The organism is Commensalibacter melissae (genome assembly GCF_009734185.1).
Taxonomy (GTDB): Bacteria; Pseudomonadota; Alphaproteobacteria; order Acetobacterales; family Acetobacteraceae; genus Commensalibacter; species Commensalibacter melissae.
Map to the genome: position 1 here is coordinate 405,713 of NZ_CP046393.1, position 22,040 is coordinate 427,752.

A 22,040-nucleotide genomic window follows, 5' to 3' on the forward strand; every position below is an offset into this window, starting at 1 on the left:
ATTTAACAATAATATAAGTGAGTGTAGGAAAACAATAAAAACAGTTTATCTCTATAAAGATATTTCTTATAAAGTGAAAGTGTTTTTGTCTTATCTATAAAATATAAATGAAAAATCAATAGCGATATGGTGATCGGACAAGGTTAACATATCCTTTATCTTTGCTTATTTACCAGTAAATCTGTGAAAATATTTCTATTATAAGGTAACAGGGTTCATATTTGTATTTATATATTGTAAATTAAATACAGATTTAATTAAATTATTGTTGTAATGCAATAAATTATGCAGGTTATATTTGGAATTCATGGTTTAATATAATAAATTGGATTATAAATGAAATGATACGACAATCTATATATCTAGATGCGAATGCCAGTGAGCCCATGCGCTCTTCAGTTATATCTGCAATGGTGGATATCATGCAGCAGACTGGTAATCCAACGTCTGTTCATCAAATGGGACGCAAGATTTATAATCAAATGGAAGATGCAAGAGAAACCTTGGTCGAATTATTCGGGGGGAGCGTTCAAAATTGTATTTTTACCTCTGGTGGGACAGAGGCAGATGTACTGGCTGTACATGGTCAGATTGGTGAAGGCAATCAACAACGTCCTCTTTGGGTGGGAGCTACGGAACATCCTGCAATCATGCAGATTGACCTTTCAAAAAAAATTTTACCTGTAACACGGCAGGGCATTGTCGATCTTAACTTTTTAGAAGATGCCCTAAAAAAAACGTCAATACCTCCATTAGTGTGTTTAATGCTGGCCAATAATGAGACAGGTGTATTACATCCCATTCAACAGGCAGCAAAAATTTGTCATGATTATGGTGCAATTCTTCATGTAGACGCAGCTCAGGCTGCTGGACGTATAATGTTCAATTTGGAAGATATCGGAGCAGACAGCCTGATTCTTTCAGCTCACAAAATGGGAGGTCCAAAAGGGGTAGGCGCATTGTTATTGGCTGGTCATGAAAGAAATGCGAAAAAGATAAATCCTCTTTTTAGTGGAGGAGGACAGGAACAGGGAAGAAGGGGAGGAACTCTGGCTGTTCCGGCAATTATAGGGTTGATGACTGCCGCAAAAGAGGCCTGTAAAGAAGATCGTTCCAATATTTTAAAATTACGTAATTATTTGGAAAAAGAAGTGAAAAAATATGGAGCCGTCATTTGTGGCGAGGAAGCTGAACGTTTAGATAATACATCCTCTATAGCTTATGCTGGAGTTTCAGCGCAAAAATTATTTATGGCTTTGGATATGGCTGGTTTCTGTGTCTCAACGGGATCGGCATGTTTTTCAGGAAAATTATCGCGTTCACCTGTTTTATCAGCAATGGGGTTGGAAGAATTGGCTGATTGTACGATCCGTGTATCTTTACCATGGAATATCCAGCAAAAAGATGTTGAAACTTTTATTCATGTTTATGGCCAGTTGATTCAAAAGTTAAAGGATTCATAATCTATAGAAAATGGATTTTTCAGGAAAAAACAAGATAAAAGAAAAGGTGATTTACCTTGATTATCAATCGACCACACCGTGTGACGAACGTGTTGTTGAAGCGATGCTACCCTATTTTGTGCATAATTTTGCAAATGCTAATTCAGAGCATATATTGGGTAAATATGTTGCTGAAACTATTGATAAGATTCGTGCCGACATTGCCGAAATGCTCGGGGTGGTTTCTCAAGAAATTATTTTTACCTCTGGTGCGACTGAAGCCAATAATATTGCCTTGCAGGGTAGTGTGCGTTATCTAATTGATCATTATCCCAAGACCAAACGGGTTATCACGATTGCGACTGAACATAAATCTGTTCTTGAAACAGTCCAGAATTTACAGTCCATTGGTGCTGATCCTTTTATTTTGCCAGTTCAATCCGATGGATTGATTGATCCTGATAGTTTGAAAGCGGCATTGCAGGTTCCAACAATATTAGTCAGTGTCATGGCCGCTAATAATGAAACAGGAGTTATCCAGAACATTCCTTATTTGTCGGCATTGTCTCATGAATATGGCGCTCTTTTTCATTGTGATTTGTCTCAGGCTTGTGGAAAAGTATCTGAAAAAATCCAGTTGCGTTCCTGGGGAATTGATCTTGCCTCAATTTCCGGGCATAAAATTTATGGGCCCAAAGGAATTGGCATTTTATATGTAAAACGTAAACCTCGGGTAAGGGTGGAACCTTTATTTTATGGAGGATATCAGGAACGAGGAATTCGATCAGGAACTTTGCCAGTTCCCTTGATTGTTGGTTTGGGTAAGGCATTTTCGCTATTCCAGAATGAGGGAAATGAAGAGATCAGGCGTTTGGCGTCTTATAAACGTTTTTTGATAAATGAATTGCAGGCAAGAATTCCACAAGTTAAAATTAATGGATCAATCGAATATGCCTTGTCAAATTGTGTTAATCTACAATTTCCAGAGGTTAAGGCCCTTGATCTTTTGGCAAGAATTCCACATTTATGTTTATCAACAGGTTCAGCGTGCAATCATGTTTCTATGCCATCCTATGTTTTACAATCCATGGGATTGTCAGAACAAGAAGTTTTATCTAGTATCCGTCTTTCTTTTGGTCGGATGACAACAAAACAAGAAGTCGTTGAAACCGTTCATGACCTTTATTCAGCATGGTATGATGTAAGAAAAGGGACATGAGTTAAAATCAGAATATTAATTGGTTTTTAAATAAGGAATTCTATAAAATGCCACACATAGTTTTTATTGAACAAGATGGAACACGTCGTGAGGTGGATGCTCCTGTAGGGCTTTCAGTATTGGAAATAGCGCATAAGCATGGAATTGATCTTGAAGGTGCTTGTGAGGGATCATTGGCTTGTGCGACCTGTCATGTAATTGTTGATGAATCATGGTGGGATAAATTAAAGCCTGCCGCAGAAGAGGAGGAGGAGATGCTGGATATGGCTTTTGGGTTGGAAAGGACCTCTCGATTGGGTTGTCAGATTATTATGACAGAAGAATTGGATGGTTTAGTTGTTCGCTTGCCAAAGTTATCCTGAACCAATGCGTATTATGATTGCAATGTCGGGCGGAGTGGACAGTTCCGTTACGGCTGCTCTTCTAAAAGAACAAGGCCATGAGGTTTTTGGTGCCACCTTGCAGCTTTATGATGCGCGAGGTGTGGTTAAAAAAGGTGCCTGTTGTGCAGGTCAGGACATCAGGGATGCACGTAGGGTATCAGAAAAGCTGGGTATCCCGCATTACGTTATCGATGCGGAAGACCGTTTTCAAACAACGGTAATTGAACGTTTCGCACAATCTTACCAAAAGGGAGAAACGCCTGTTCCATGTATTGCCTGTAATCAGGGAGTCAAATTTACGGATTTATTGACAATGGCGCGAGAGCTTGGGGCAGAAGCGATGGCAACAGGTCATTATGTGCGTCGAATTGTGGGAAAAAATGGTCCAGAGTTGCACCGTCCAGTTGATTTAAGTCGAGACCAATCATGGTTTTTATTCGCCACCACCCTCGAACAGCTTGAATATTTGCGTTTTCCTTTAGGGGACATGCCAAATAAAGATAAAGTTCGGGAAGAAGCCGAACGTTTTCATTTGGCTGTTGCTCAGAAGTCGGATAGCCAGGACATATGTTTCGTTACAGATAATTCTTATATAAAAATTGTTGAGAAATTGGCACCAGAAGGTGTTATGCCAGGCGAGATAGTTGATGAGCAGGGCGTTGTGATTGGTCATCATGAAGGTATTGCTAAATATACCATTGGTCAAACAAAACGGTTGGGTAATCTTGCCATGCGGGATGGGCAGCGACAAATGGTGTTACGAATTGAATCCGAAAAAAGAAGAATCGTTATTGGTCCAAAACAAAACAATATTTGTCAAACATTCTATTTACGCGATTTGAACTGGCTTATTCCTGTGCCTACTGAATTTTTATATTGTAATGTTCAGATTCGTGCGCGGGATCAGGAACGACCTGCTAAAGTTATAATTGAAAAAAAGGATAAGGTAAGAGTAGAATTGGAAACGGCTGCTAACCCAGCACCTGGTCAGGCATGTGTTTTTTATCAAGGGACACGTGTTTTAGGAGGTGGATTTATTCTGTAAAAATTTAATTTGATATTACTTTAGGTTAAACTTTACTTTTAAAGTGAATTTCAGTTATTAAATCAAATATTATTTTAGTAAGTTAATAAATTATTTAACGTAGCGAGATTTTCCGTTGATGCACTGTTTTTATGTAGGTTCCAAACGATTTTCTTTCATTGTATGGCTGATAGCAATTTTTGCTTTGATATGTTTTTTCAACTTACGAAGTGCTAATGCGGAATTTCGAATTGGATGGAAAAATCAAGCTGATATCGCTAATTTTATTCAATTGGATGAAAAACATCAAAAAGTTGCCAGGGAAACAATAGCCTGGAAAAAATATGACGATGATTTTAAAGCCTTACATAATTTGTCTATTAGTCAGGTTGATGCCGTTCCAGTAGATATGGTTACTTTTTTGTCAGTTATAACGGTTGGTTTGCAGGGACGTGTAATCGCGATTGATCGGCAATATGGTAAAGAAAGCGCCTTAATCGTAAAAAGCCAGAAACATATAGATACTCCTCAAGATCTGGTTGGTAAAAATATTGCGGTACCTTTCATGACAAGCAGTTATTATAGTCTGTTACGTTATTTGCAGCATAATGATATTCCTGTTGAAAAAATTCATCTAGTAAATATGAATTATAATGAAATTACACAAGCTTGGCAGAAAAATGAAATTGATGGGGCCTACGCTGACGGAACTACAGTTTTACCATTCGTCAAGGATGGACATGTATTAGTAGATTCATCACAGTTGGCAAAATGGGGGTATCCAACATATCAGGTATGGGTTGTGATGGATGAGATTATTTCAGATCAACCTTTTTGGATGGAAAGTTTTGTAAAAAAAATATTGAAAAATATCGATGATAATAGGCGAAATATAGCCTATTTCACTCCTCAGTCTTCGAAGGTTGGCCAGCTTGCCCAATTATTAAATAAATCACCGGAAGTAGTTTGCAGCTTGTTAAAACAGCAGACTTATCTTGATAAAACTCAGCAATCTTTAATATTATCACGTTATTTGTCAAAGGAGTTTGATGAAATAGGTTTGTTTATGAAAGCTCAGAAAATTATGCCTGATATTTTACCTGATTACCTGATTTATGTTTATGACAGTTTTATAAAAAATAACAAAAATAATTAATTGATTTTATATTTTTTTTTACATTAAATTGAAAAATATAAAGAAATTAATGTAGGATTAAAAAATTTATTAACTGTTCCAAGTGTAATATTTTAATAATAATTATCTTATTTTTGTTTTTTATCTAAATAAAATTAATAGATTACTAATTTGAATTTCATGTTTAAAAAAAGAATATGTTGAGATTTAATGTTTTAAATAATATGAAATCTTTTATTATTGATGTATTTGATTTACGTTGTGATTTCCAGACTGTTATTTCATTGCGTAATGTTTTCTAATTAATTCCTGTTCTTAAACCGGAGAGCCTTTGGGTTATGGAATCTGTCCGTAAGTTTCTCGATAAGTCGACACTGTTCGCTGTTTTAATTTTGCCTGTTTTTTTAACGCACTTACGGGGTATAGCGGATGGGTTAATCAGTTATATAGCAATATGTTTTGTAATTTACTCTTTTATCAACAAACAATGGGACTGGGGAAAACAAAATTGGGTGATTATTGCATTTCTCTGGTGGGGGTGGATTTTATTGTGTACTATTCCCTTTGGATTGTTTCAATATAACATAATGATGATCCAGGCTTTAGTGTTAATTCGTTTTATTTTTTTTGCTGCGGCACTTCAGGTCTGGGTTTTAACTGATGAGAAATACAGGCGATGGCTATCTTATGTTTTGATTGCCTGTGCGATTTATATTATTTTGAATATGCTTTGCCAGCTTATTACAGGATATAATATTTTAGGAGCGCCACGTTATTTCGATGGTACACTGACAGGTCCATATCATCATCCTAGAGCGGCCGGGCCATTGGCTAGGTTACTGTTGCCAATTACTTTAAGTTTGAGTATTTATTGCATTTGTCGTTTAAAAGGATGGCGGGGAAATCTGGTCGCTTTATTCATTATCTTATTTGTTACACTGATGATGGCTTTTGCCGGTCAAAGAATGCCATTTATTCTTTTTGTTTTCGGAATAGTTGTATCCTTGTATTGGTTACGTCCCTTACGGACAATCGTTTTGTCAATGTTAATTTGTATTCCATTGATACTGGGTGCAACATCATTTTTATCGCCTAAGAGCTATCATCATTTGGTGACTTTATTTATCCATCAAATGGCACATTTTTCCTCTGATAATTATGGATTGATCTATACACGGGCGATGATTATGGGATTGTCAAATCCCTGGACGGGTTTGGGATATGATGCCTATCGTCATTTTTGTGCCAATCCGATTTATTTTCATGGATTATCCTTTTGGGGAATTGCAATTGGACATGGGGATGGGAAAGGGGCAGAGATTTGTTTGCCCCATCCTCATAATCATTATATTGAAATGTTTGTAAATGCAGGAATTCCCGGATTAATCTTGTTTTGTTATATGGTATTTTTATGGTGGGTTAATTTGGTAAAGGGATTAACGTCCAAATTGCTATCATTGAAAGATGCGGTTAAAAATTCCTGGCGTGTTGGATTATTTGCTGCGGTTTTAGTTCACGAATGGCCATTTGCGGCTGGAGGAAGTTTCGGAAATTTACCCTTGGGAGGATGGTTTTTTCTACTTTTGGGACTAGGTTTATCTTATAGTTGGGATTATGGTAATCATAAGGCAGCATTGAAGGTTTATAATGGAATTGGATCATAAAGAAAAAAATAAAATACCTGTAACTGTTCTGACGGGTTATTTAGGAGCGGGGAAGACAACTTTACTAAACCGTATTCTAACGGAACAGCAAGATAAAAAATATGCCGTTATTGTTAATGAATATGGTGAATTAGGTATTGATAATGATTTAATAGTCGATGCGGATGAAGAAATATTTGAGATGAGCAACGGATGTGTCTGTTGTACAATTCGAGGCGATTTGGTTCGTATTCTTAACAAGCTTATTCAAAGACAAAGAAGTTTCGATGGAATAATTATTGAAACCACAGGGTTAGCTGATCCTGCGCCCGTAGCACAGACTTTTTTTGTTGATGAGGATATTCGTAACAAAACTCGTCTTGACGCGGTGATTGCCGTAATTGATGCGTTTCATGTGATGAAGACATTGGATGAAAGTAAGGAGGCAGTTAATCAAATTGCTTTTGCGGATGTAATTTTGTTGAATAAAGTTGATCTGGTTGATAGGGGATCATTAATTGCTATAAAAAAAAGAATTCGTACAATCAATCCGATGGTTGCTTTATATGAAATGGAAAAAGGGAATATTTCCCTTATGAAAATTCTGGATCTTGGGGGGTTTGATTTAAATAGAGCCTTGACGTTAGAGCCCAAATTCTTATCATCCCATGACCATGACCATGACCATGACCATGACCATGACCATGACCATGACCATGACCATGACCATGACCATGTACAACATTCTCATGGTGATGGTGTGACGAGTATTTCACTTATGGAAGATAAACCATTAGATGGAAAACGTTTTAATTTATGGATGTCCATGGTTCTTCAGAAATTTGGAAAGGATATATTGAGAACCAAAGGAATTATGAATTTTAAGCATGACGATCGATGTTTTGCATTTCAAGCTGTTCATATGATGGCAGAGGGAAATTTCATCCGTTCTTGGAAGACAAAAGAGGATCGTTGTTCCAGATTGGTTTTTATTGGCCGGAATTTAGATGAGAAATCTCTACGTGAGGGATTTTTTAAATGTATAGATTAACAAATCTGTGACTGGAAAGTATGGAATGAATCAGCCGTTACAATTAATCGAAAGTCGGGGTTCTTTTAAAAAAGTGGAAGGCACGATTATCGCCTGTGCTACATCTTGGGATGAACAGTATAGTGCTTTTGCAACGGCAGATGGAGATTTGTGGATTATTCCTTTGATTCACAATAATGATCCAGATTATTGGTATAAAGTTCAACCTCATGATGGAGGGATTTTATCTTTATCACAAGATTTGACCTTTTCAGGTTTTGTTACTTCTGGTGATGATAATAAACTAATAAGAATCATTCCCGGGAAGGAACCTCAACAATTATTAAAATCCAGACGTTGGATTGATAAAATCGTTTCTTGGACTGATAAGGAAAGGAAACAAAATAAAATCGCTTTTATTACAGGAAAAGAAATTCATTTATATAAAGATAATTTTACAGAGCCATATAGAATTTTTGAACATTCTTCAGGAGTTAGTGATTTGGTTTTCAGTTTGGATGGTGCAAAAATAGCCAGTTCTTATTATAATGGTGCCACTTTATGGTCTGCTGATTATAAAAATCCTGTAAAAATTAAGGATTTTACATGGAAAGGTAGTCATACAGGGATCACTTTACATCCTAAAGAAGAGGCGTTGGTAACATCAATGCAAGATCATGATTTACATGGTTGGCGTATTTCAGACGGACACAATATGCGAATGAGTGGATACCCAACCAAAGTAAAATCTCTAAATTTTTCATCTGATGGAAAATGGTTGGCAACCAGTGGAGCTGAACCGGTGGTTTTATGGCAGTTTTTTGAAGGCGGTCCAATGGGAAAACCTCCTGTGGAATTGCCTGGTATTCCTGGAAGTTGTTGTATGGTAGTGGCATGTCATCCGACCTATGATATGGTTGCTGCTGGATTTTTGGATGGTAGTATATTATTAATCGGAATCAGCGACGAGAAAGTTATTCCGGTAAATTTAGGATCTAAAAAATCCATTGGAGAAATTACGGCTTTACAATTTAATAAAGAAGGCAGTTTATTAAATATTGGCACTGATGATGGCTATATTATTCTAATTGATTTATCTGAAAAAAAAAGTTGTAAAAAATAATCAGCCATATCCTTTTTTCTGTCCAGGATTTATTTATATGGATGAGATATCATGTTTCAGAACAAGTAGTTGATCAGAATTTAAAAAAATTATTCTGGTTCCACATGAATGTTTATTGAAACATTTCCAATTACTTTTTGTAAAGCGTGTTCAATACGATCACATATTTTATGGGCTTCTTTCACTCTCATTTCTCCAGACACAACCAAATGAAAATCAATAAAAATCAAATTGCCAACCTGACGAAAACGGACCATATGGAATTCTTTTGCTTCAGGGGCATTTGCCTGAATTATTTTATAAATACTAGAAATGGTTTGAGGGTCAGGAGCTTTATCCATCAAGCCATTAATAGAATTTTTTATGATGCCAAAGCCTATACGTAAAATATTAATAGCAATGAAAAAGCCCATCAGGGCATCAAGTGCAGCCCATTGGAACATTGGAATAAGTGTAAAACCTACAATTAATCCGATAGTTGTCCATACATCGGAAAGAACATGCTGTCCACCTGCTATAAGGACTGCAGAAAAATATTTTTTACCTACACGAATAAGTGTTATTGCCCAGAATAGATTAACAAGTCCAGCTGTTCCATTTAGAATAATTCCTTTTAAAGGCGCCATGGGAAATTGGGGATTTTTCCATCCTTGCCAGGCTTCGTAAAAAATTAAAATTGATGTTACTATTACTAATAAACCTTCGGCGGCGGCAGAAATATATTCGGCTTTATAGTGTCCATAAGTATGGTTTTTATCAGCTGGTTGGGTCGAAATGGTGATTGCGAATATTTCAAAAATAGCGGCTAACACATTGATTGTTGTTTCAAGCATGTCAGAATAAAAAGCAACACTGAGTGTTGTTTTCCATGCCAGATATTTAAGAAAAAAAACTACAAGACTAACCAGAAAACTCCCAAGACTAAATAGGATTTTCTTATTCTTTATTATTTTAAAGATCATAAAGTAATTATAAGTTTAAGGTTAAACAGTATTAATGTCCGCCAGATTGCAAAAACTGGCTTCATTTTTTTGTTCGATCTGGAAAGTTGAATGATTAATTCTAAATTTTTCCTTGAGGCGTTGTGCAACCATATTCAGAAACTGGTCAGAATGTTGATTGGTATTACTGACCAAATGAACAGTTAGGGCGGTTTCTGTTGTACTTAAAGCCCAGATGTGTAGATCATGTAAATCAATGATATTGGGAAGGGAGCGTAAATAGGTTTCCACGGCGAAAGCGTCAACATTGCTTGGGACACCGTCCATGGCAAGTGTAACTGAATCTTTCAATAAAGACCAAGTTCCCCAAATAATTATTGCAGCGACAATCAAGCTGGTAATGGGATCAAGCATATTCCAATGGGTGAAAAAAATAATAATCCCTGCCCCGGCAACACTCAACGATAAAAGGGCGTCATAGGCCATGTGCAAAAAGGCGCCCTTAATATTAAGATCCTCTTTTTGTCCGGAATGGAACATTAATGCGGTTATTCCATTTATAACAACACCGAGTAAGGCGACTAAAATTATTGTTTTACCTGTAACAGTTGCAGGTTTGTAAAAGCGTTCAATTGATTCCCAGATAATTCCTCCCGTAACAATAAGCAATAAAATTGCATTACTTAAAGAAGCCAAGATAGAGGTTCGACGATATCCGTAGGTAAAATTGGGAGAGGGTTTTTTTTTGCTTAAATATGAGGCCCCCCAAGCGGTGGCCAAGGCAAAAACATCTGATAGATTATGACCGGCATCAGCAATTAAGGCTAGGGAATTGGCAAAAATGCCCCATATGGTTTCGGCGCAAATATAAATTAAGTTAAGGCTAATTCCTAGAGCAAAGGCCTTGCCAAAAGATTGTGGAATATGATGGTGATGACCGTGGATATGTTCATGTGCATGATCATGCAAGTGGGAATGATTGAATTGATGCATGTCATGCGTGGAATGATCCAAATTGCTCAAGATTAAATCCTTATAATTTTTTAGTTATAAAATAAGATTAACCATATTGTTAAACGCTTATTATAAAAAATTTAATTTGATTAGCCTAATTTTATTTTTAAAAATTTATCTAAATCATATCAAATCTGACAATCAAGTTTTAAATTGGTTTTATATGTAAATACTGTGTTTTGTTTATTATAAAAAAATCCAAATATTAATCGGGAATGAATGTTAAGAAAATTTGTGCTTCTTCGTTAACGTAACCACGATGATAGTATTCCTTATCACTATTATTTATAAAAGATTGAACAACGCAATTACCCGCCTCGATGTGAACAGGTAGTTGATTATTATCAGAAATTTGTTGAATGGCAGAATCTTTTCCATGAGCGGTTATCAAGGTCTGGGCTATTACTTGTGAGGTTGGTCATAAGGAACTTTATTAGGAATCTTGTCATTAAAAAATTTGACCATTATGATTAGGAAAAGCTATTGTACGACATTGTTGTTTATAAACTGCGATTATACTTCTCATAGACTAGTTTTTCATCTCAGGGAAAAAAAGATTTACAGTTGCAATATTTCCATAAACAGAAATTATCTTTCTCTTTGGTAGAATTATATAACTGTTACCATCAGGAAATTGGTTTGGTACAAAAAATGATAATAATATTTATAGGCTTAGATGCTCCCTTTGGATTTATTTTTGTGATTTTCAAATGGATGGGAAATATCTGAAAATCAGTAATAATGTTATTAACGTTTTTGAAAGAAAGATATAAGATATGGTTCCAGCTTAAGAAAATGTTACTTGTAATAGGTTGCTTTTGAAATTATATGATGTTTTATCATTTAAGTTTTTGATACCTCTCCTTAAATGTTGTAAACTTCCTGAAAGACTAACTTTATTAAAGACTGAAAATAAATTATTTTCAGTCTTTTTTTAATAGTTTTATATTGAATAAATCATGTATATCAATTTTTTTAGTGCCAATAATGGTTTATATTAGCGAGGATAATTAAATAAAATAAAATTCTTTATGTTATAATATTGAGCCTCACGAAAAGTTTTATAAAAATAACAAAATCACTGATTTTATATGGTTTACCAATTCATTAATTTGATTTAAAAAATACAGTTTGGTTTGTTTTTTCTAAATTAAAGACTTCGACAACGTTAATAATATGCAAGTTTAGAAAAAACAAACCGAAACAATATGAAAATAAATTAAAGAATGTTACTTTTCAGGCTTCCTTATTTCTAAAAATGCAGAAGCAAATTATAATTGATTAATATAAAATATTTTTTCTATTCTCCTTTTAAACTAAAATGTAAAACTGGACAGTCAAAATAAAATATTTAAAATGAAGCTAATAAAATATTTTACTATATAGAAGATTTATGTTGAATCAATTAAAAGATAAATGTTTTATATTACATTTTATTATCATGGTTAAATCACTACATTTACGAATTAACTGTCAAATAGCATTCAACAGATAAATGTTTCCACCCTTTGTACAAGTAATCATTACCAAAACAAAGCTGACTTTTTTCCACATGGTAATAAAAACCATAGTCTTATCATATAAAATATGATAAATATCACAGACAGTCATTGCAGAAATTCCTCTTCTGTTATGATTAGGTCGGGTCAGTATGTTGCAGCATCTGATCCGGCCGCTTCGACACTATCTGTCGAATGCTGATTACAAATATACAAAGAAAATTGGATTTATGAAACTTATTTTTTTTGTCCATGTAAAAATAAGATCATTAAATTTATTCAATGTAATTAACAATTTCATATATAAAATATTATATTTGAACAATATTCATTAAAATCAAGGTTTTTTAAAGTTGGTTTTTCCGAAGTTTATTATTCCTTTATTGAAATGTAATTTTTGCATAAAGAATTGGTAAAATAATATTCGATTCGAGATTTTGGTTTTATCTTATTTTTTTCTAACCTATATACATAATTATTTATTATTTACATATATGTTACTTGATGATAGTGAATTTATTCTAGGTTATATTAAAAAAATGTACAAGAAATTTTAAATAACTGGAATGATAACGTGATTTTTATAAAAACTTCATGATTAATTTTCATAAAACAATAACTACATATTATGTATACTCAATTAAAGTCAAGAAATATTGCGAATTTTATTCCATAAATAAAATGGAAGTCTTTTTTATAAATAGAAAAGAATTTTATTCTTTCATTTATATATTTTATAGAAAAATTATAATTAAACTATAGTGATAATAAGATTTATTATTTGTAAAAATAAAGCATTTCTATAATTTTTATTTTGTGTATTTGGTATGGAGAATTAACGGGGATTATAAAATTTCATTTTTAAAAACTTTTTTATTATTATGTTTATATAGCTATTGACTTAATTACAATTTAATTAAGTCAATTAATCATTATTTATATGACAAGATTGTTGATATGTATAATGAATTATTATTATGGACAGCATAAATATTTCGATACATTATGACATAATGTTTGATGTAAAGTGTGGATGGAGGACTTTGTGTCTTTGATTGGTCATTTCCCTGTTTTGTCAATCTATGGAAATTGTATTGAATATGGGTATTTGAATCCTATTTTAATGATTGTCTTTTAGGGATTGTTCAGGATATAAACAGCGACATCCTGCAATCAGGGATTTAAGAAGATAAGAACCATTAGGATGAAAAGAAAATCTGGTTTTAAAGATGATTAGAGTTACAGAAGTGAAACTGCCCTTGGATCATGATGAAGCAGATTTGAAACAGGCCTTGTATAATCGTCTAAAACAATTTCCCAGCGAGTATAAGGTAATAAGGCGGGGATATGATGCACGCCGACGGGGGGACATTCAACTGGTGTATACCATTGACTGTTCCATTGATAATGAAGAGGAATTTTTACGCAATCATTCCCTGGATCGCAATTTATCAAAAACACCAGAGGTTCGGTATCAGTTCGTGATGTCCCGGCAGACTGGTGAAAAAATTGCTAGTCAGGCCAGCTATGTTCGTCCTATCGTTATTGGTGCGGGGCCTTGCGGGTTTATGGCGGGATTGTTACTGGCACAGATGGGTTTGCGTCCTTTGATTCTTGAACGTGGGAAAGCGGTCAGGGAAAGAACGGTCGACACTTTTGCATTTTGGCGTCAGTCAAAATTCAATCCTGACAGCAATGTCCAATATGGAGAGGGAGGTGCGGGAACCTTTTCCGATGGCAAACTTCATACGCAGATCAGTGATCCGTATCATTATGGTCACAAGGTCTTGACAGAATTTGTCAGGGCAGGTGCGCCAGAGGAAATTCTTTATGTATCCAAACCCCATATTGGTACGTTTCGGTTGGTCAGTATGGTTGAGAAAATTCGTCAGGAAATAGAATCTTTTGGTGGTCAGTACCGGTTTAATACTTATGTACAAAAGATTTTGATGAATAAAAATCGCCAGATTGTCGGGGTTCGATTGGTGGATGGGCAGGAAATACAGACAAATCACATTATTCTTGCGACTGGACACAGTGCGCGGGAGATGATGCATGCCCTTTATGAGGATGGCGTGGAGATTCAGGCAAAACCTTTTTCTGTTGGTGTCAGAATTGAGCATCCGCAAACCCTGATTGATAAGGCCCGTTTTGGTTCACAGGCGGGACATCAGCTGTTGGGGGCGGCCGATTATAAATTGGTGCATCATGATGCAGACAAACGGGGGGTTTATTCCTTTTGTATGTGTCCGGGGGGAACGGTGATTGCGGCGGCCTCGGAAGAGGGGGGGATAGTGACAAACGGAATGAGCCAGTATTCCAGGGCGGAAAGAAATGCCAATGCTGCAATCGTGGTGGGTGTTAAGCCTGAACGGGATTATGCAGGCCATCCCCTGGCGGGTATCGCCTTCCAGAGAGATCTGGAGCGGAAAGCCTTTCAGCTGGGGGGTGCGAATTACAAAGCGCCGGTTCAGCGGGTGGAGGATTTTTTGCTTGGAAGGGCAACCCGGACATTGGGTTTGGTTGTTCCCTCTTATAAACCGGGGGTGGAACCCGATGATCTTGCGGAGATATTGCCTTCATTTGTTATCAATGGAATACGGGAGGCATTACCGGCATTTAATCGTAAATTGTCCGGATTCAATTTTGCTGATGCTGTAATGACTGGTGTGGAAACGCGAACATCCTCGCCAGTTCGTATTCCAAGAATGGATGATGGGCAAAGTGTCAATACTTCCGGACTTTATCCTGCGGGAGAGGGGGCTGGATATGCGGGCGGTATCATGTCTGCGGCCATTGACGGGATAAAGATTGCCGAAAAAGTTGCCCAGAATATCCACGACAATCATCAGTAGATCCGGGGATTACATCCCTACAGACAAACTGTTGGTTTGGGATGTGATCCGGATTCATCTTTGCAACCTTCATAATTAATGTTTCAATGTTCACTTTGATGATTTTTGAATATTGGGTTAAAGTCGGACGATGGAAATGATAAGACAATAAAGGAAAGAAATCTGCATAATGAAAATTCATGCCGCTCAATTGGCTGATCTTGATCAGATAATGGCCATTCAAATGTTATGTTATTATGCGATTGAGCCTGAATCACGGCTTTCTATGGCTTCAAAAATCATTGCCAGTCCTGATACCTGTTTTGTGGTGAAAGAGCGAGATATGGTCAGGGGGTATTTGCTGGCCATTCCCGTCATGTCGGGTGAAACTCCCGCCCTGGATAGCGAAGCTTGCGATTTGGCAGGAGGGGCGGATTGCCTTTATCTGCATGATTTGGCCGTTCATCCAGAATCAAGAGGGCTGGGAGTTGGATGTATTTTGGTGCGGCAATTCATGAATATTGCTCATAAGAAAAAATTCCGTCATGCATCCCTTGTTTCCATTCAGGATTCCTTCCGTTTTTGGCAGAAACAGGGATTTGAGGCAATTGTTCCCCCCGAAAAGTTGCAGAGTAAATTGATGACCTATGGTCAGGATGCAGTTTATATGGAAAAACTTCTGATTGGCATTCCTCAGGAGTAGGATAATTTTATGAAATCCCTGTTTTTTTATTGTATTGCGGCTTTTGCCGAGATTGCCGGTTGCTTTTCTTTTTGGGTATGGGCACGGTTGGGGAAGTCGCCCTTGTGGCTCGTGCCCGGAATGGCCAGTTTGGCATTTTTTGCCCTGATGCTGACGTTGGTGGAGGTTGATCTGGCGGGGCGTGCCTATGCTGTATATGGTGGAATTTATATTTTATGTTCCCTGTTCTGGTTATGGATTGTTGAAAATACACGACCGGATCGGTGGGATATTCTGGGAATGCTGATTTGTTTGGCTGGAGTATCCATTATCTTGTTCATGCCCAGGGGGTGATCAACCGTAGAGATCAATGGAATGTAGTTTTGGGACAAAGCGGGTTGAATATCTAAACTTAAAAAAAACCCAGGCAAATAATAATAAAATGCCTGGGTAAAAAAGTGCTTAAAATAAATATCAACGTAATAAAAGATATTTCACAAAAGGTTATTAATGAATTCAGTTATAAGAAATTTCTCGATGAAAAAATCAGCCTATAAATTTGAACTCAAACAATGAAATACCAACTACTATGAGCTAATATATGAAATCACATGACTTTTATACAATTTATGACCGGTTGCGTCAATATTGATACCCACGATTTTCCTATAAAAGATAGTAAAATAAAAGAGATAATGCTTGGAAAACAAAGGTTTTTTTTATAAAGTGGCAAAATTTCAAAAAAAATTGATCGTTTTTGAAACAATAATAAATATTTCGGAATCGAAAAATAACAGGGTCTTTTATACCATAAGATTTTATTGAAAAATGATGGGAACTGATATCCAGATTTTCAATTTTATCCAGTGACAGGATCATGTCGGATTTATCAAAATAAATTCCTTGAAAAAAAGATTTTATGAAATGAAAAGGGAAAATCTGGAGACAAAATTCTGTTCAATACAACATTTGCATGAATGAAAATAACACTGTTTATAAAAATACGGAAATAACCTGAAAATTATTGAAATATCTCATATATTCCCCCGGTAGAAAATGGCTTCTTCAGGGTCATGAAACCGGGGGAAATAAAATTTTTGTATTTTAAAAACAATTAAGCAAGGGAACGGCCATTTACGTGAATCCTGATGGAAATGGTAAATATACAAGTAAATTCATTCGTTGGTTCTCCTTAACAATTTAATGGAAATTAAATAAATGCGACATCCAGCGAACAAACGGCCCTGTTCCCCAAATGTGCAGTAAACCGCAGAATGAGAGGGTTGGTTTCTGAATAAAATTTATTTTTGGTGATAGCGAAAGGGCTAACAGTGTGATATAAATTCAAATCAGTCATTGCAGATTCCGTTCAAAACTTGGTCTGTGATGATTAGGTTGGGTAAGATGTTGTAGCATCTTATTCAACCGCATCAAGGCATTATTCGCCGGATGCTCCTGTTACTATACGTGTAAAATTCCCTTTTGCAAATAATTTTTTAAACGAATTAAAATTTGTCCCGTTCCCTTTATTGCGGATAAAAAGGTTATTCGTATCGGAATGGATTCTATATCTGAAATTCGATTTAATGAGTTATTTCAAATATATATTAAAATCCGTTTATTATTGTCCATTCAGTTTAATGGCGCAAATGTTATTTCTCCTAACAAAAATTTGATAATTTCGTGATTTGATCGTTTCATGTAGTTAATATATTGTTAAAGATCGTTATATTTATGGAGTATTTTATGATGAATAAATGGGTGGATTACGTAATTACCGAAGTAAGATACAATAATGAACGTTCACATATCGTTGCATTCAAGTGCTGGCGACATATCGGGGCCGAACTGATCGGCCCGGATATACGGTCAAGGGCTGATATCATTAATGCCATTGACAATGAGAACCTGGTTTTTATCACCGAATATAAGGGTGAGGATGGGAAATGGGAAAAGGGTGGTGATGTCGGTATTGTAATGGTTGGAAATGAAAAATTCCTGCGAACCGATGCCAATCCGGAAACCCGTGACAATCTGGGAAATTTGCCCGAATTGTAATGTTCACGTAAATATGTCCAATACATCCAGTTTATCCATTATCGGTTATTTTCATTTAAGCAAATTTTATTAATTTTACCTAGTTATAATGTTAAACAGTTGTGATTAGATCGTTGCGGTGAAATAATGTATTATTTAATATCATTAATTTAAGGAGTATTTATTATGAGTAAATGCACGAACTAAATTTTTACAGCATTAAGTTACAATATTGATCATTCTCATATTGTCAAATTACAAATCTGGGAATGTGATAAAAACTTTGTAACTAAAAGATAATTTAGGTAATTTACCTGAATTTTGATTTGATTTTAATGTAATTGTAATTTATTACTTTAATTTCTTAGGTTATTTAACGTTAATTTTATATTTATAGATTCAATATTATCATTGATACAAGGGATTTGTACCTAGCATTAATGGAAATATTTTTATCAATAAATTTCAGGCTGGATGATTTTGCTTATTAGGTATTTCTGAATCAGATTCTGGAATATCGAGTGAAAAAATCATTCAGTTTTTTTTATCCTTTTTGCATGGTCTGGTTTCCGCAAACCGTTATTCTTTTGCCCCCTTTAATATTGTAATCCCATCCGGCCAATTTAAATAGCTAATATGAATATTTGGGAAAAAGGTTTGTTTTGATCTTTTGATATAGATGGATTAAAATTGATTTTTTCATTTTGAAATTTTATTACTATTGTGAGGGAAGAATTGACTGATAAGCAAAAGGATGATTCCTTGGACATGAAGATTGTCCAACGGGTCGCTAAATTATCTGCACTTGCCGTCAAGGAAAAAGAAGTGGCAACCTATGCCCGGGATTTGGGGGGTATAATACACTGGGTTGAGCAGTTGAACGAGCTGGATGTTTCTGCGGTTGAACCAATGGTTGGGGCAGAAAATGCACAATTGAGAATGCGTGAGGATGAGGTCACTGATGGCAATTGCCGTGAGGCTGTTTTATCCAATGCTCCAGAACGTATCGCCGATTTTTATGCTGTTCCGAAAGTGGTTGAATAATGCTGACAGAAATGACGATTACAGACGCGGTCGAGGGCCTGCGTCAAAAGAAATTCAGCGCGGAGGAATTGACACGGGATCATCTGAAAGCGGTTGGTCAGTTAAACAGCCGGATCAATGCCTATATCACGGTAACGGAAGAGGTCGCCCTTGGTCAGGCTAGGGTGGCAGATGAAAAACTGGCTTCGGGGGATGCGCCGGTACTGACCGGTATTCCTTTGGCGATCAAGGATCTTTTTTGTACAAGGGATATTCCAACAACCGCCGCCAGCCGTATCTTGGAAAATTTTGTTCCACCCTATGAAAGTACGGTGACCTCGAATTTATTGAGGAATGGAGCCGTTTTTTTGGGCAAGACCAATCTTGATGAATTCGCAATGGGATCCGGCAACCTGAATTCGGCATTCGGTGCCGTTGAAAATCCATGGAAACGCAAAAATGATGATGCGTTTCTGGTTCCCGGCGGCTCTTCTGGTGGTTCCGCGGCTGCCGTGGCGGCGCGGATGGCTCTGGGGGCAACTGGAACGGATACGGGTGGCTCCATTCGTCAGCCGGCAGCATATTGCGGTATCACCGGAATCAAGCCAACCTATGGGCGATGCAGTCGTTGGGGCATTATTGCCTTTGCCAGCTCGCTTGATCAGGCTGGGCCCATGGCAAAAACCGTTGAGGATTGTGCAATCTTGTTGCAATCAATGGCCGGTTTTGATCCAAAAGACAGCACAAGCGTGGACAGGGCGGTTCCGGATTATCGTGCAGCCTGTAACCGTTCATTGAAGGGGTTGCGTGTGGGTATTCCAGAAGAATATCGCGCTCCTGGCATGTCATCTGAAATAGAGGCAATCTGGCAGCAGGGAATTGACTGGTTGAAAGAGGCCGGTTGCGAGATCGTGGATGTTTCCCTGCCTCATACTAAATACGGATTGGCCACCTATTATATCATTGCCCCTGCTGAAGCCTCATCTAATCTGGCCCGTTATGACGGGGTGCGCTATGGTCGCCGTGTCAGTGGAAAAAGTCTTGAGGAACTCTATGCGAATACACGCGGAGAGGGTTTTGGTACAGAGGTGAAACGCCGTATTTTGATGGGTACTTATGTGTTGTCGGCCGGTTATTACGATGCCTATTATCTCCGGGCGCAGAAGGTTCGCAAACTTATCTATCAGGATTTCATGAATGCCTATGAAAAGGTGGATGTTCTCTTGACACCAACGGCACCATCAGCCGCTTTTGCCAAAGGTGAACATCAGGATGATCCCGTACAAATGTATCTGAATGATATTTTCACCGTTCCCGCCAGTATGGCCGGAGTGCCTGGTCTGGCCTTGCCGGCCGGGTTAAATGACCAGGGTCTTCCCCTGGGTTTGCAGTTGCTGGGTCGTCCATTTGATGAGGAGACCCTGATTGCTGTTGGGTCAGCAATGGAAAAAGCTGCCAATTTCACATATAAACCCGCCATTCGTTCTGGAGTTTCCCTATGAGTTATGTGATTGAAGGGTCAACAGGATCCTGGGAAGTTGTTATTGGTCTTGAAGTCCATGCCCAGGTTATCAGTAAGGCCAAATTGTTTTCAGGTGCCTCCACGCATTTTGGTGGTGAACCCAATACGCAGGTCAGTCTTGTTGATGCCGCTTTTCCCGGTATGTTGCCCGTCATCAATCGTGAATGTGTTGATCAGGCCATTCGTACAGGATTTGGGTTAAATGCCCAGATTAATCTGGTAAGTCGTTTTGACCGCAAGAATTATTTTTATGCCGATTTGCCACAGGGATACCAGATTTCTCAATTTACGCATCCTATTGTTGGCAAGGGTGAAATCGAGATCGAACTGGATGACGGTACGGTCAAGAAGATTGGTATTACCCGTTTGCATCTTGAACAGGATGCTGGAAAATCCATTCATGACCTTGCCCCAAAAGAGACCTGTATTGATTTAAATCGCTCTGGTGTGGCTTTGATGGAGATTGTCAGTGAGCCGGATATGCGCTCACCGGAAGAGGCAGGTGCCTACTTACGCAAAATCCGTGCGATTGTGCGCTATTTGGGTACTTGTGATGGAAATATGGAGGAGGGATCAATGCGTGCGGATGTGAATGTGTCTGTCCGTAAGCACGGTGAGGAATATCGTACGCGTTGCGAATTGAAAAATATCAACTCCATTCGGTATGTCATGCAGGCAATTGAAATTGAAGCCAAAAGACATGTGGAAATTTATGAAAATGGGGGAGAGGTGGATCAGGAAACCCGTTTATTCGATGTTGCCAGGGGGGAAACCCGTACGATGCGTAGCAAGGAAGACGCCCATGATTACCGTTATTTCCCAGATCCGGATTTGCTGCCTCTGGTCGTTGAGCAATCCCACGTTGACCATCTCAAGGCAACCCTGACTGAATTGCCGGATGCAAAACGAGACCGTTTCCAGAATGAGTATGGATTGCCCCGTTATGATGCCAATGTTCTGGTAGCTGAAAAAGACATTGCCGATTTTTTTGAAATTGTTGCAAAGGGTCGGGATGGGCGTTTGGCCGCTAATTGGGTCACAGGTGAACTGTTTGCCGTACTGAATAAAAAGGGTCTGTCAATCCAAGAAAGTCCTGTAAAGGCTGAGGCAATTGGTGTTTTGCTGGACTTGATCGCTGATAAAACCATCAATGGTAAGATTGCCAAGGAGGTTTTTGAGGATATGGTTGAAACAGGTGATATGCCTGCGGATATCGTGGAACGCAAAGGTTTGAGACAGGTAACGGATACTACGGCAATTGATAAAGTGATTGCCGATATTCTGTCAGTCAATGCAGATAAGGTTGAACAATATAAATCAGGTAAAGACAAGCTTTTTGGTTTCTTTGTCGGACAGGTTATGAAGGAAATGAAGGGGAAAGCCAATCCCGCAATAGTCAATGAGCTTTTAAAAAAGCATTTATCTTGATAAAAATTGAAAAAGGAAATTGACAGTTCTCGAATAAATGATTAGAAACGGTAAAAGCAAA

18 protein-coding genes are annotated in these 22,040 nt (G+C 37.2%); 15 read left to right on the plus strand and 3 right to left on the minus strand.

Features of this window, described 5'->3' with window-relative positions; genetic code table 11:
- Positions 1 to 341 precede the first annotated feature (341 nt).
- The 8 genes from GN303_RS01825 to GN303_RS01860 all read left to right on the plus strand — a co-directional run bounded on the left by GN303_RS01825 (position 342) and on the right by GN303_RS01860 (position 8,999).
- Positions 342 to 1,463, plus strand: coding sequence for a cysteine desulfurase family protein (locus tag GN303_RS01825; protein ID WP_110439422.1), 1,122 nt, complete (start codon positions 342 to 344; stop codon positions 1,461 to 1,463).
- A gap of 46 nt (positions 1,464 to 1,509) precedes the next feature.
- Positions 1,510 to 2,661, plus strand: coding sequence for a cysteine desulfurase family protein (locus GN303_RS01830; RefSeq protein WP_231504050.1), 1,152 nt, complete (start codon positions 1,510 to 1,512; stop codon positions 2,659 to 2,661).
- A gap of 47 nt (positions 2,662 to 2,708) precedes the next feature.
- Entirely contained in the window at positions 2,709 to 3,023 is a 315-nt protein-coding gene (locus GN303_RS01835) for a ferredoxin family 2Fe-2S iron-sulfur cluster binding protein (RefSeq protein WP_110439424.1), read from the plus strand.
- Between the two features lie 4 nt (positions 3,024 to 3,027).
- Positions 3,028 to 4,089, plus strand: coding sequence for a tRNA 2-thiouridine(34) synthase MnmA (mnmA, locus tag GN303_RS01840; RefSeq protein WP_110439425.1), 1,062 nt, complete (start codon positions 3,028 to 3,030; stop codon positions 4,087 to 4,089).
- Positions 4,090 to 4,207: 118 nt separating this feature from the next.
- Positions 4,208 to 5,224 (plus strand): taurine ABC transporter substrate-binding protein, encoded by a 1,017-nt coding sequence (locus GN303_RS01845; protein WP_110439426.1) that lies wholly within the window; start codon positions 4,208 to 4,210, stop codon positions 5,222 to 5,224.
- Positions 5,225 to 5,541: 317 nt separating this feature from the next.
- Positions 5,542 to 6,867: an O-antigen ligase family protein gene (locus GN303_RS01850; protein ID WP_110439427.1), complete on the plus strand. Its 1,326-nt coding sequence runs from the start codon at positions 5,542 to 5,544 to the stop codon at positions 6,865 to 6,867.
- The gene (locus GN303_RS01855; protein WP_110439428.1) at positions 6,851 to 7,897 is read left to right on the plus strand and encodes a CobW family GTP-binding protein; all 1,047 of its coding nucleotides are present in this window, start codon (positions 6,851 to 6,853) and stop codon (positions 7,895 to 7,897) included. Before GN303_RS01850 ends, GN303_RS01855 begins: the two co-directional genes overlap by 17 nt.
- A gap of 25 nt (positions 7,898 to 7,922) precedes the next feature.
- Complete coding sequence (locus GN303_RS01860) at positions 7,923 to 8,999, plus strand: WD40 repeat domain-containing protein (protein WP_110439429.1); 1,077 nt, start codon at positions 7,923 to 7,925, stop codon at positions 8,997 to 8,999.
- Positions 9,000 to 9,088: 89 nt separating this feature from the next.
- On the opposite strand, the gene GN303_RS01865 is transcribed toward GN303_RS01860, so the two are convergent.
- The 3 genes from GN303_RS01865 to GN303_RS01875 all read right to left on the minus strand — a co-directional run bounded on the left by GN303_RS01865 (position 9,089) and on the right by GN303_RS01875 (position 11,345).
- Complete coding sequence (locus GN303_RS01865) at positions 9,089 to 9,961, minus strand: cation diffusion facilitator family transporter (protein WP_110439430.1); 873 nt, start codon at positions 9,959 to 9,961, stop codon at positions 9,089 to 9,091.
- A 21-nt stretch (positions 9,962 to 9,982) separates the two neighbouring features.
- Positions 9,983 to 10,963, minus strand: coding sequence for a cation diffusion facilitator family transporter (locus tag GN303_RS01870; RefSeq protein WP_231504051.1), 981 nt, complete (start codon positions 10,961 to 10,963; stop codon positions 9,983 to 9,985).
- Positions 10,964 to 11,159: 196 nt separating this feature from the next.
- Positions 11,160 to 11,345: a hypothetical protein gene (locus GN303_RS01875; RefSeq protein ID WP_110439431.1), complete on the minus strand. Its 186-nt coding sequence runs from the start codon at positions 11,343 to 11,345 to the stop codon at positions 11,160 to 11,162.
- Between the two features lie 2,337 nt (positions 11,346 to 13,682).
- Here GN303_RS01875 and GN303_RS01880 point away from each other — a divergent pair.
- The 7 genes from GN303_RS01880 to gatB all read left to right on the plus strand — a co-directional run bounded on the left by GN303_RS01880 (position 13,683) and on the right by gatB (position 21,979).
- Complete coding sequence (locus GN303_RS01880; RefSeq protein WP_110439432.1) at positions 13,683 to 15,308, plus strand: NAD(P)/FAD-dependent oxidoreductase; 1,626 nt, start codon at positions 13,683 to 13,685, stop codon at positions 15,306 to 15,308.
- Between the two features lie 169 nt (positions 15,309 to 15,477).
- The gene (locus GN303_RS01885; protein WP_110439433.1) at positions 15,478 to 15,990 is read left to right on the plus strand and encodes a GNAT family N-acetyltransferase; all 513 of its coding nucleotides are present in this window, start codon (positions 15,478 to 15,480) and stop codon (positions 15,988 to 15,990) included.
- Positions 15,991 to 15,999: 9 nt separating this feature from the next.
- Complete coding sequence (locus GN303_RS01890; protein WP_110439434.1) at positions 16,000 to 16,323, plus strand: YnfA family protein; 324 nt, start codon at positions 16,000 to 16,002, stop codon at positions 16,321 to 16,323.
- Positions 16,324 to 17,715: 1,392 nt separating this feature from the next.
- Complete coding sequence (locus tag GN303_RS01895; RefSeq protein WP_158523895.1) at positions 17,716 to 18,027, plus strand: DUF3892 domain-containing protein; 312 nt, start codon at positions 17,716 to 17,718, stop codon at positions 18,025 to 18,027.
- Positions 18,028 to 18,774: 747 nt separating this feature from the next.
- A complete protein-coding gene (gatC, locus tag GN303_RS01900) occupies positions 18,775 to 19,050 on the plus strand; it encodes an Asp-tRNA(Asn)/Glu-tRNA(Gln) amidotransferase subunit GatC (protein WP_110439498.1) in 276 nt (91 codons plus the stop codon).
- On the plus strand, positions 19,050 to 20,531 hold the full coding sequence (gene gatA, locus GN303_RS01905) for an Asp-tRNA(Asn)/Glu-tRNA(Gln) amidotransferase subunit GatA (protein ID WP_110439437.1): 1,482 nt from the start codon (positions 19,050 to 19,052) through the stop codon (positions 20,529 to 20,531). Before gatC ends, gatA begins: the two co-directional genes overlap by 1 nt.
- Complete coding sequence (gatB, locus tag GN303_RS01910; protein WP_110439438.1) at positions 20,528 to 21,979, plus strand: Asp-tRNA(Asn)/Glu-tRNA(Gln) amidotransferase subunit GatB; 1,452 nt, start codon at positions 20,528 to 20,530, stop codon at positions 21,977 to 21,979. Before gatA ends, gatB begins: the two co-directional genes overlap by 4 nt.
- Positions 21,980 to 22,040: the final 61 nt, after the last annotated feature.

What these genes read in the sequence shown, in the direction of transcription:
- GN303_RS01850 (WP_110439427.1), top strand. Translation starts at nt 5,542, where the DNA reads ATGGAATCTGTCCGTAAGTTTCTCGATAAGTCGACACTGTTCGCTGTT.
- GN303_RS01895 (WP_158523895.1), top strand. Translation starts at nt 17,716, where the DNA reads ATGATGAATAAATGGGTGGATTACGTAATTACCGAAGTAAGATACAAT.
- GN303_RS01860 (WP_110439429.1), top strand. Translation starts at nt 7,923, where the DNA reads ATGAATCAGCCGTTACAATTAATCGAAAGTCGGGGTTCTTTTAAAAAA.
- GN303_RS01865 (WP_110439430.1), bottom strand. Translation starts at nt 9,961, where the DNA reads ATGATCTTTAAAATAATAAAGAATAAGAAAATCCTATTTAGTCTTGGG.
- GN303_RS01890 (WP_110439434.1), top strand. Translation starts at nt 16,000, where the DNA reads ATGAAATCCCTGTTTTTTTATTGTATTGCGGCTTTTGCCGAGATTGCC.
- gatA (WP_110439437.1), top strand. Translation starts at nt 19,050, where the DNA reads ATGCTGACAGAAATGACGATTACAGACGCGGTCGAGGGCCTGCGTCAA.
- mnmA (WP_110439425.1), top strand. Translation starts at nt 3,028, where the DNA reads ATGCGTATTATGATTGCAATGTCGGGCGGAGTGGACAGTTCCGTTACG.
- GN303_RS01855 (WP_110439428.1), top strand. Translation starts at nt 6,851, where the DNA reads ATGGAATTGGATCATAAAGAAAAAAATAAAATACCTGTAACTGTTCTG.
- GN303_RS01845 (WP_110439426.1), top strand. Translation starts at nt 4,208, where the DNA reads ATGCACTGTTTTTATGTAGGTTCCAAACGATTTTCTTTCATTGTATGG.
- gatB (WP_110439438.1), top strand. Translation starts at nt 20,528, where the DNA reads ATGAGTTATGTGATTGAAGGGTCAACAGGATCCTGGGAAGTTGTTATT.
- GN303_RS01885 (WP_110439433.1), top strand. Translation starts at nt 15,478, where the DNA reads ATGAAAATTCATGCCGCTCAATTGGCTGATCTTGATCAGATAATGGCC.
- GN303_RS01825 (WP_110439422.1), top strand. Translation starts at nt 342, where the DNA reads ATGATACGACAATCTATATATCTAGATGCGAATGCCAGTGAGCCCATG.
- GN303_RS01880 (WP_110439432.1), top strand. Translation starts at nt 13,683, where the DNA reads ATGATTAGAGTTACAGAAGTGAAACTGCCCTTGGATCATGATGAAGCA.
- gatC (WP_110439498.1), top strand. Translation starts at nt 18,775, where the DNA reads ATGAAGATTGTCCAACGGGTCGCTAAATTATCTGCACTTGCCGTCAAG.
- GN303_RS01835 (WP_110439424.1), top strand. Translation starts at nt 2,709, where the DNA reads ATGCCACACATAGTTTTTATTGAACAAGATGGAACACGTCGTGAGGTG.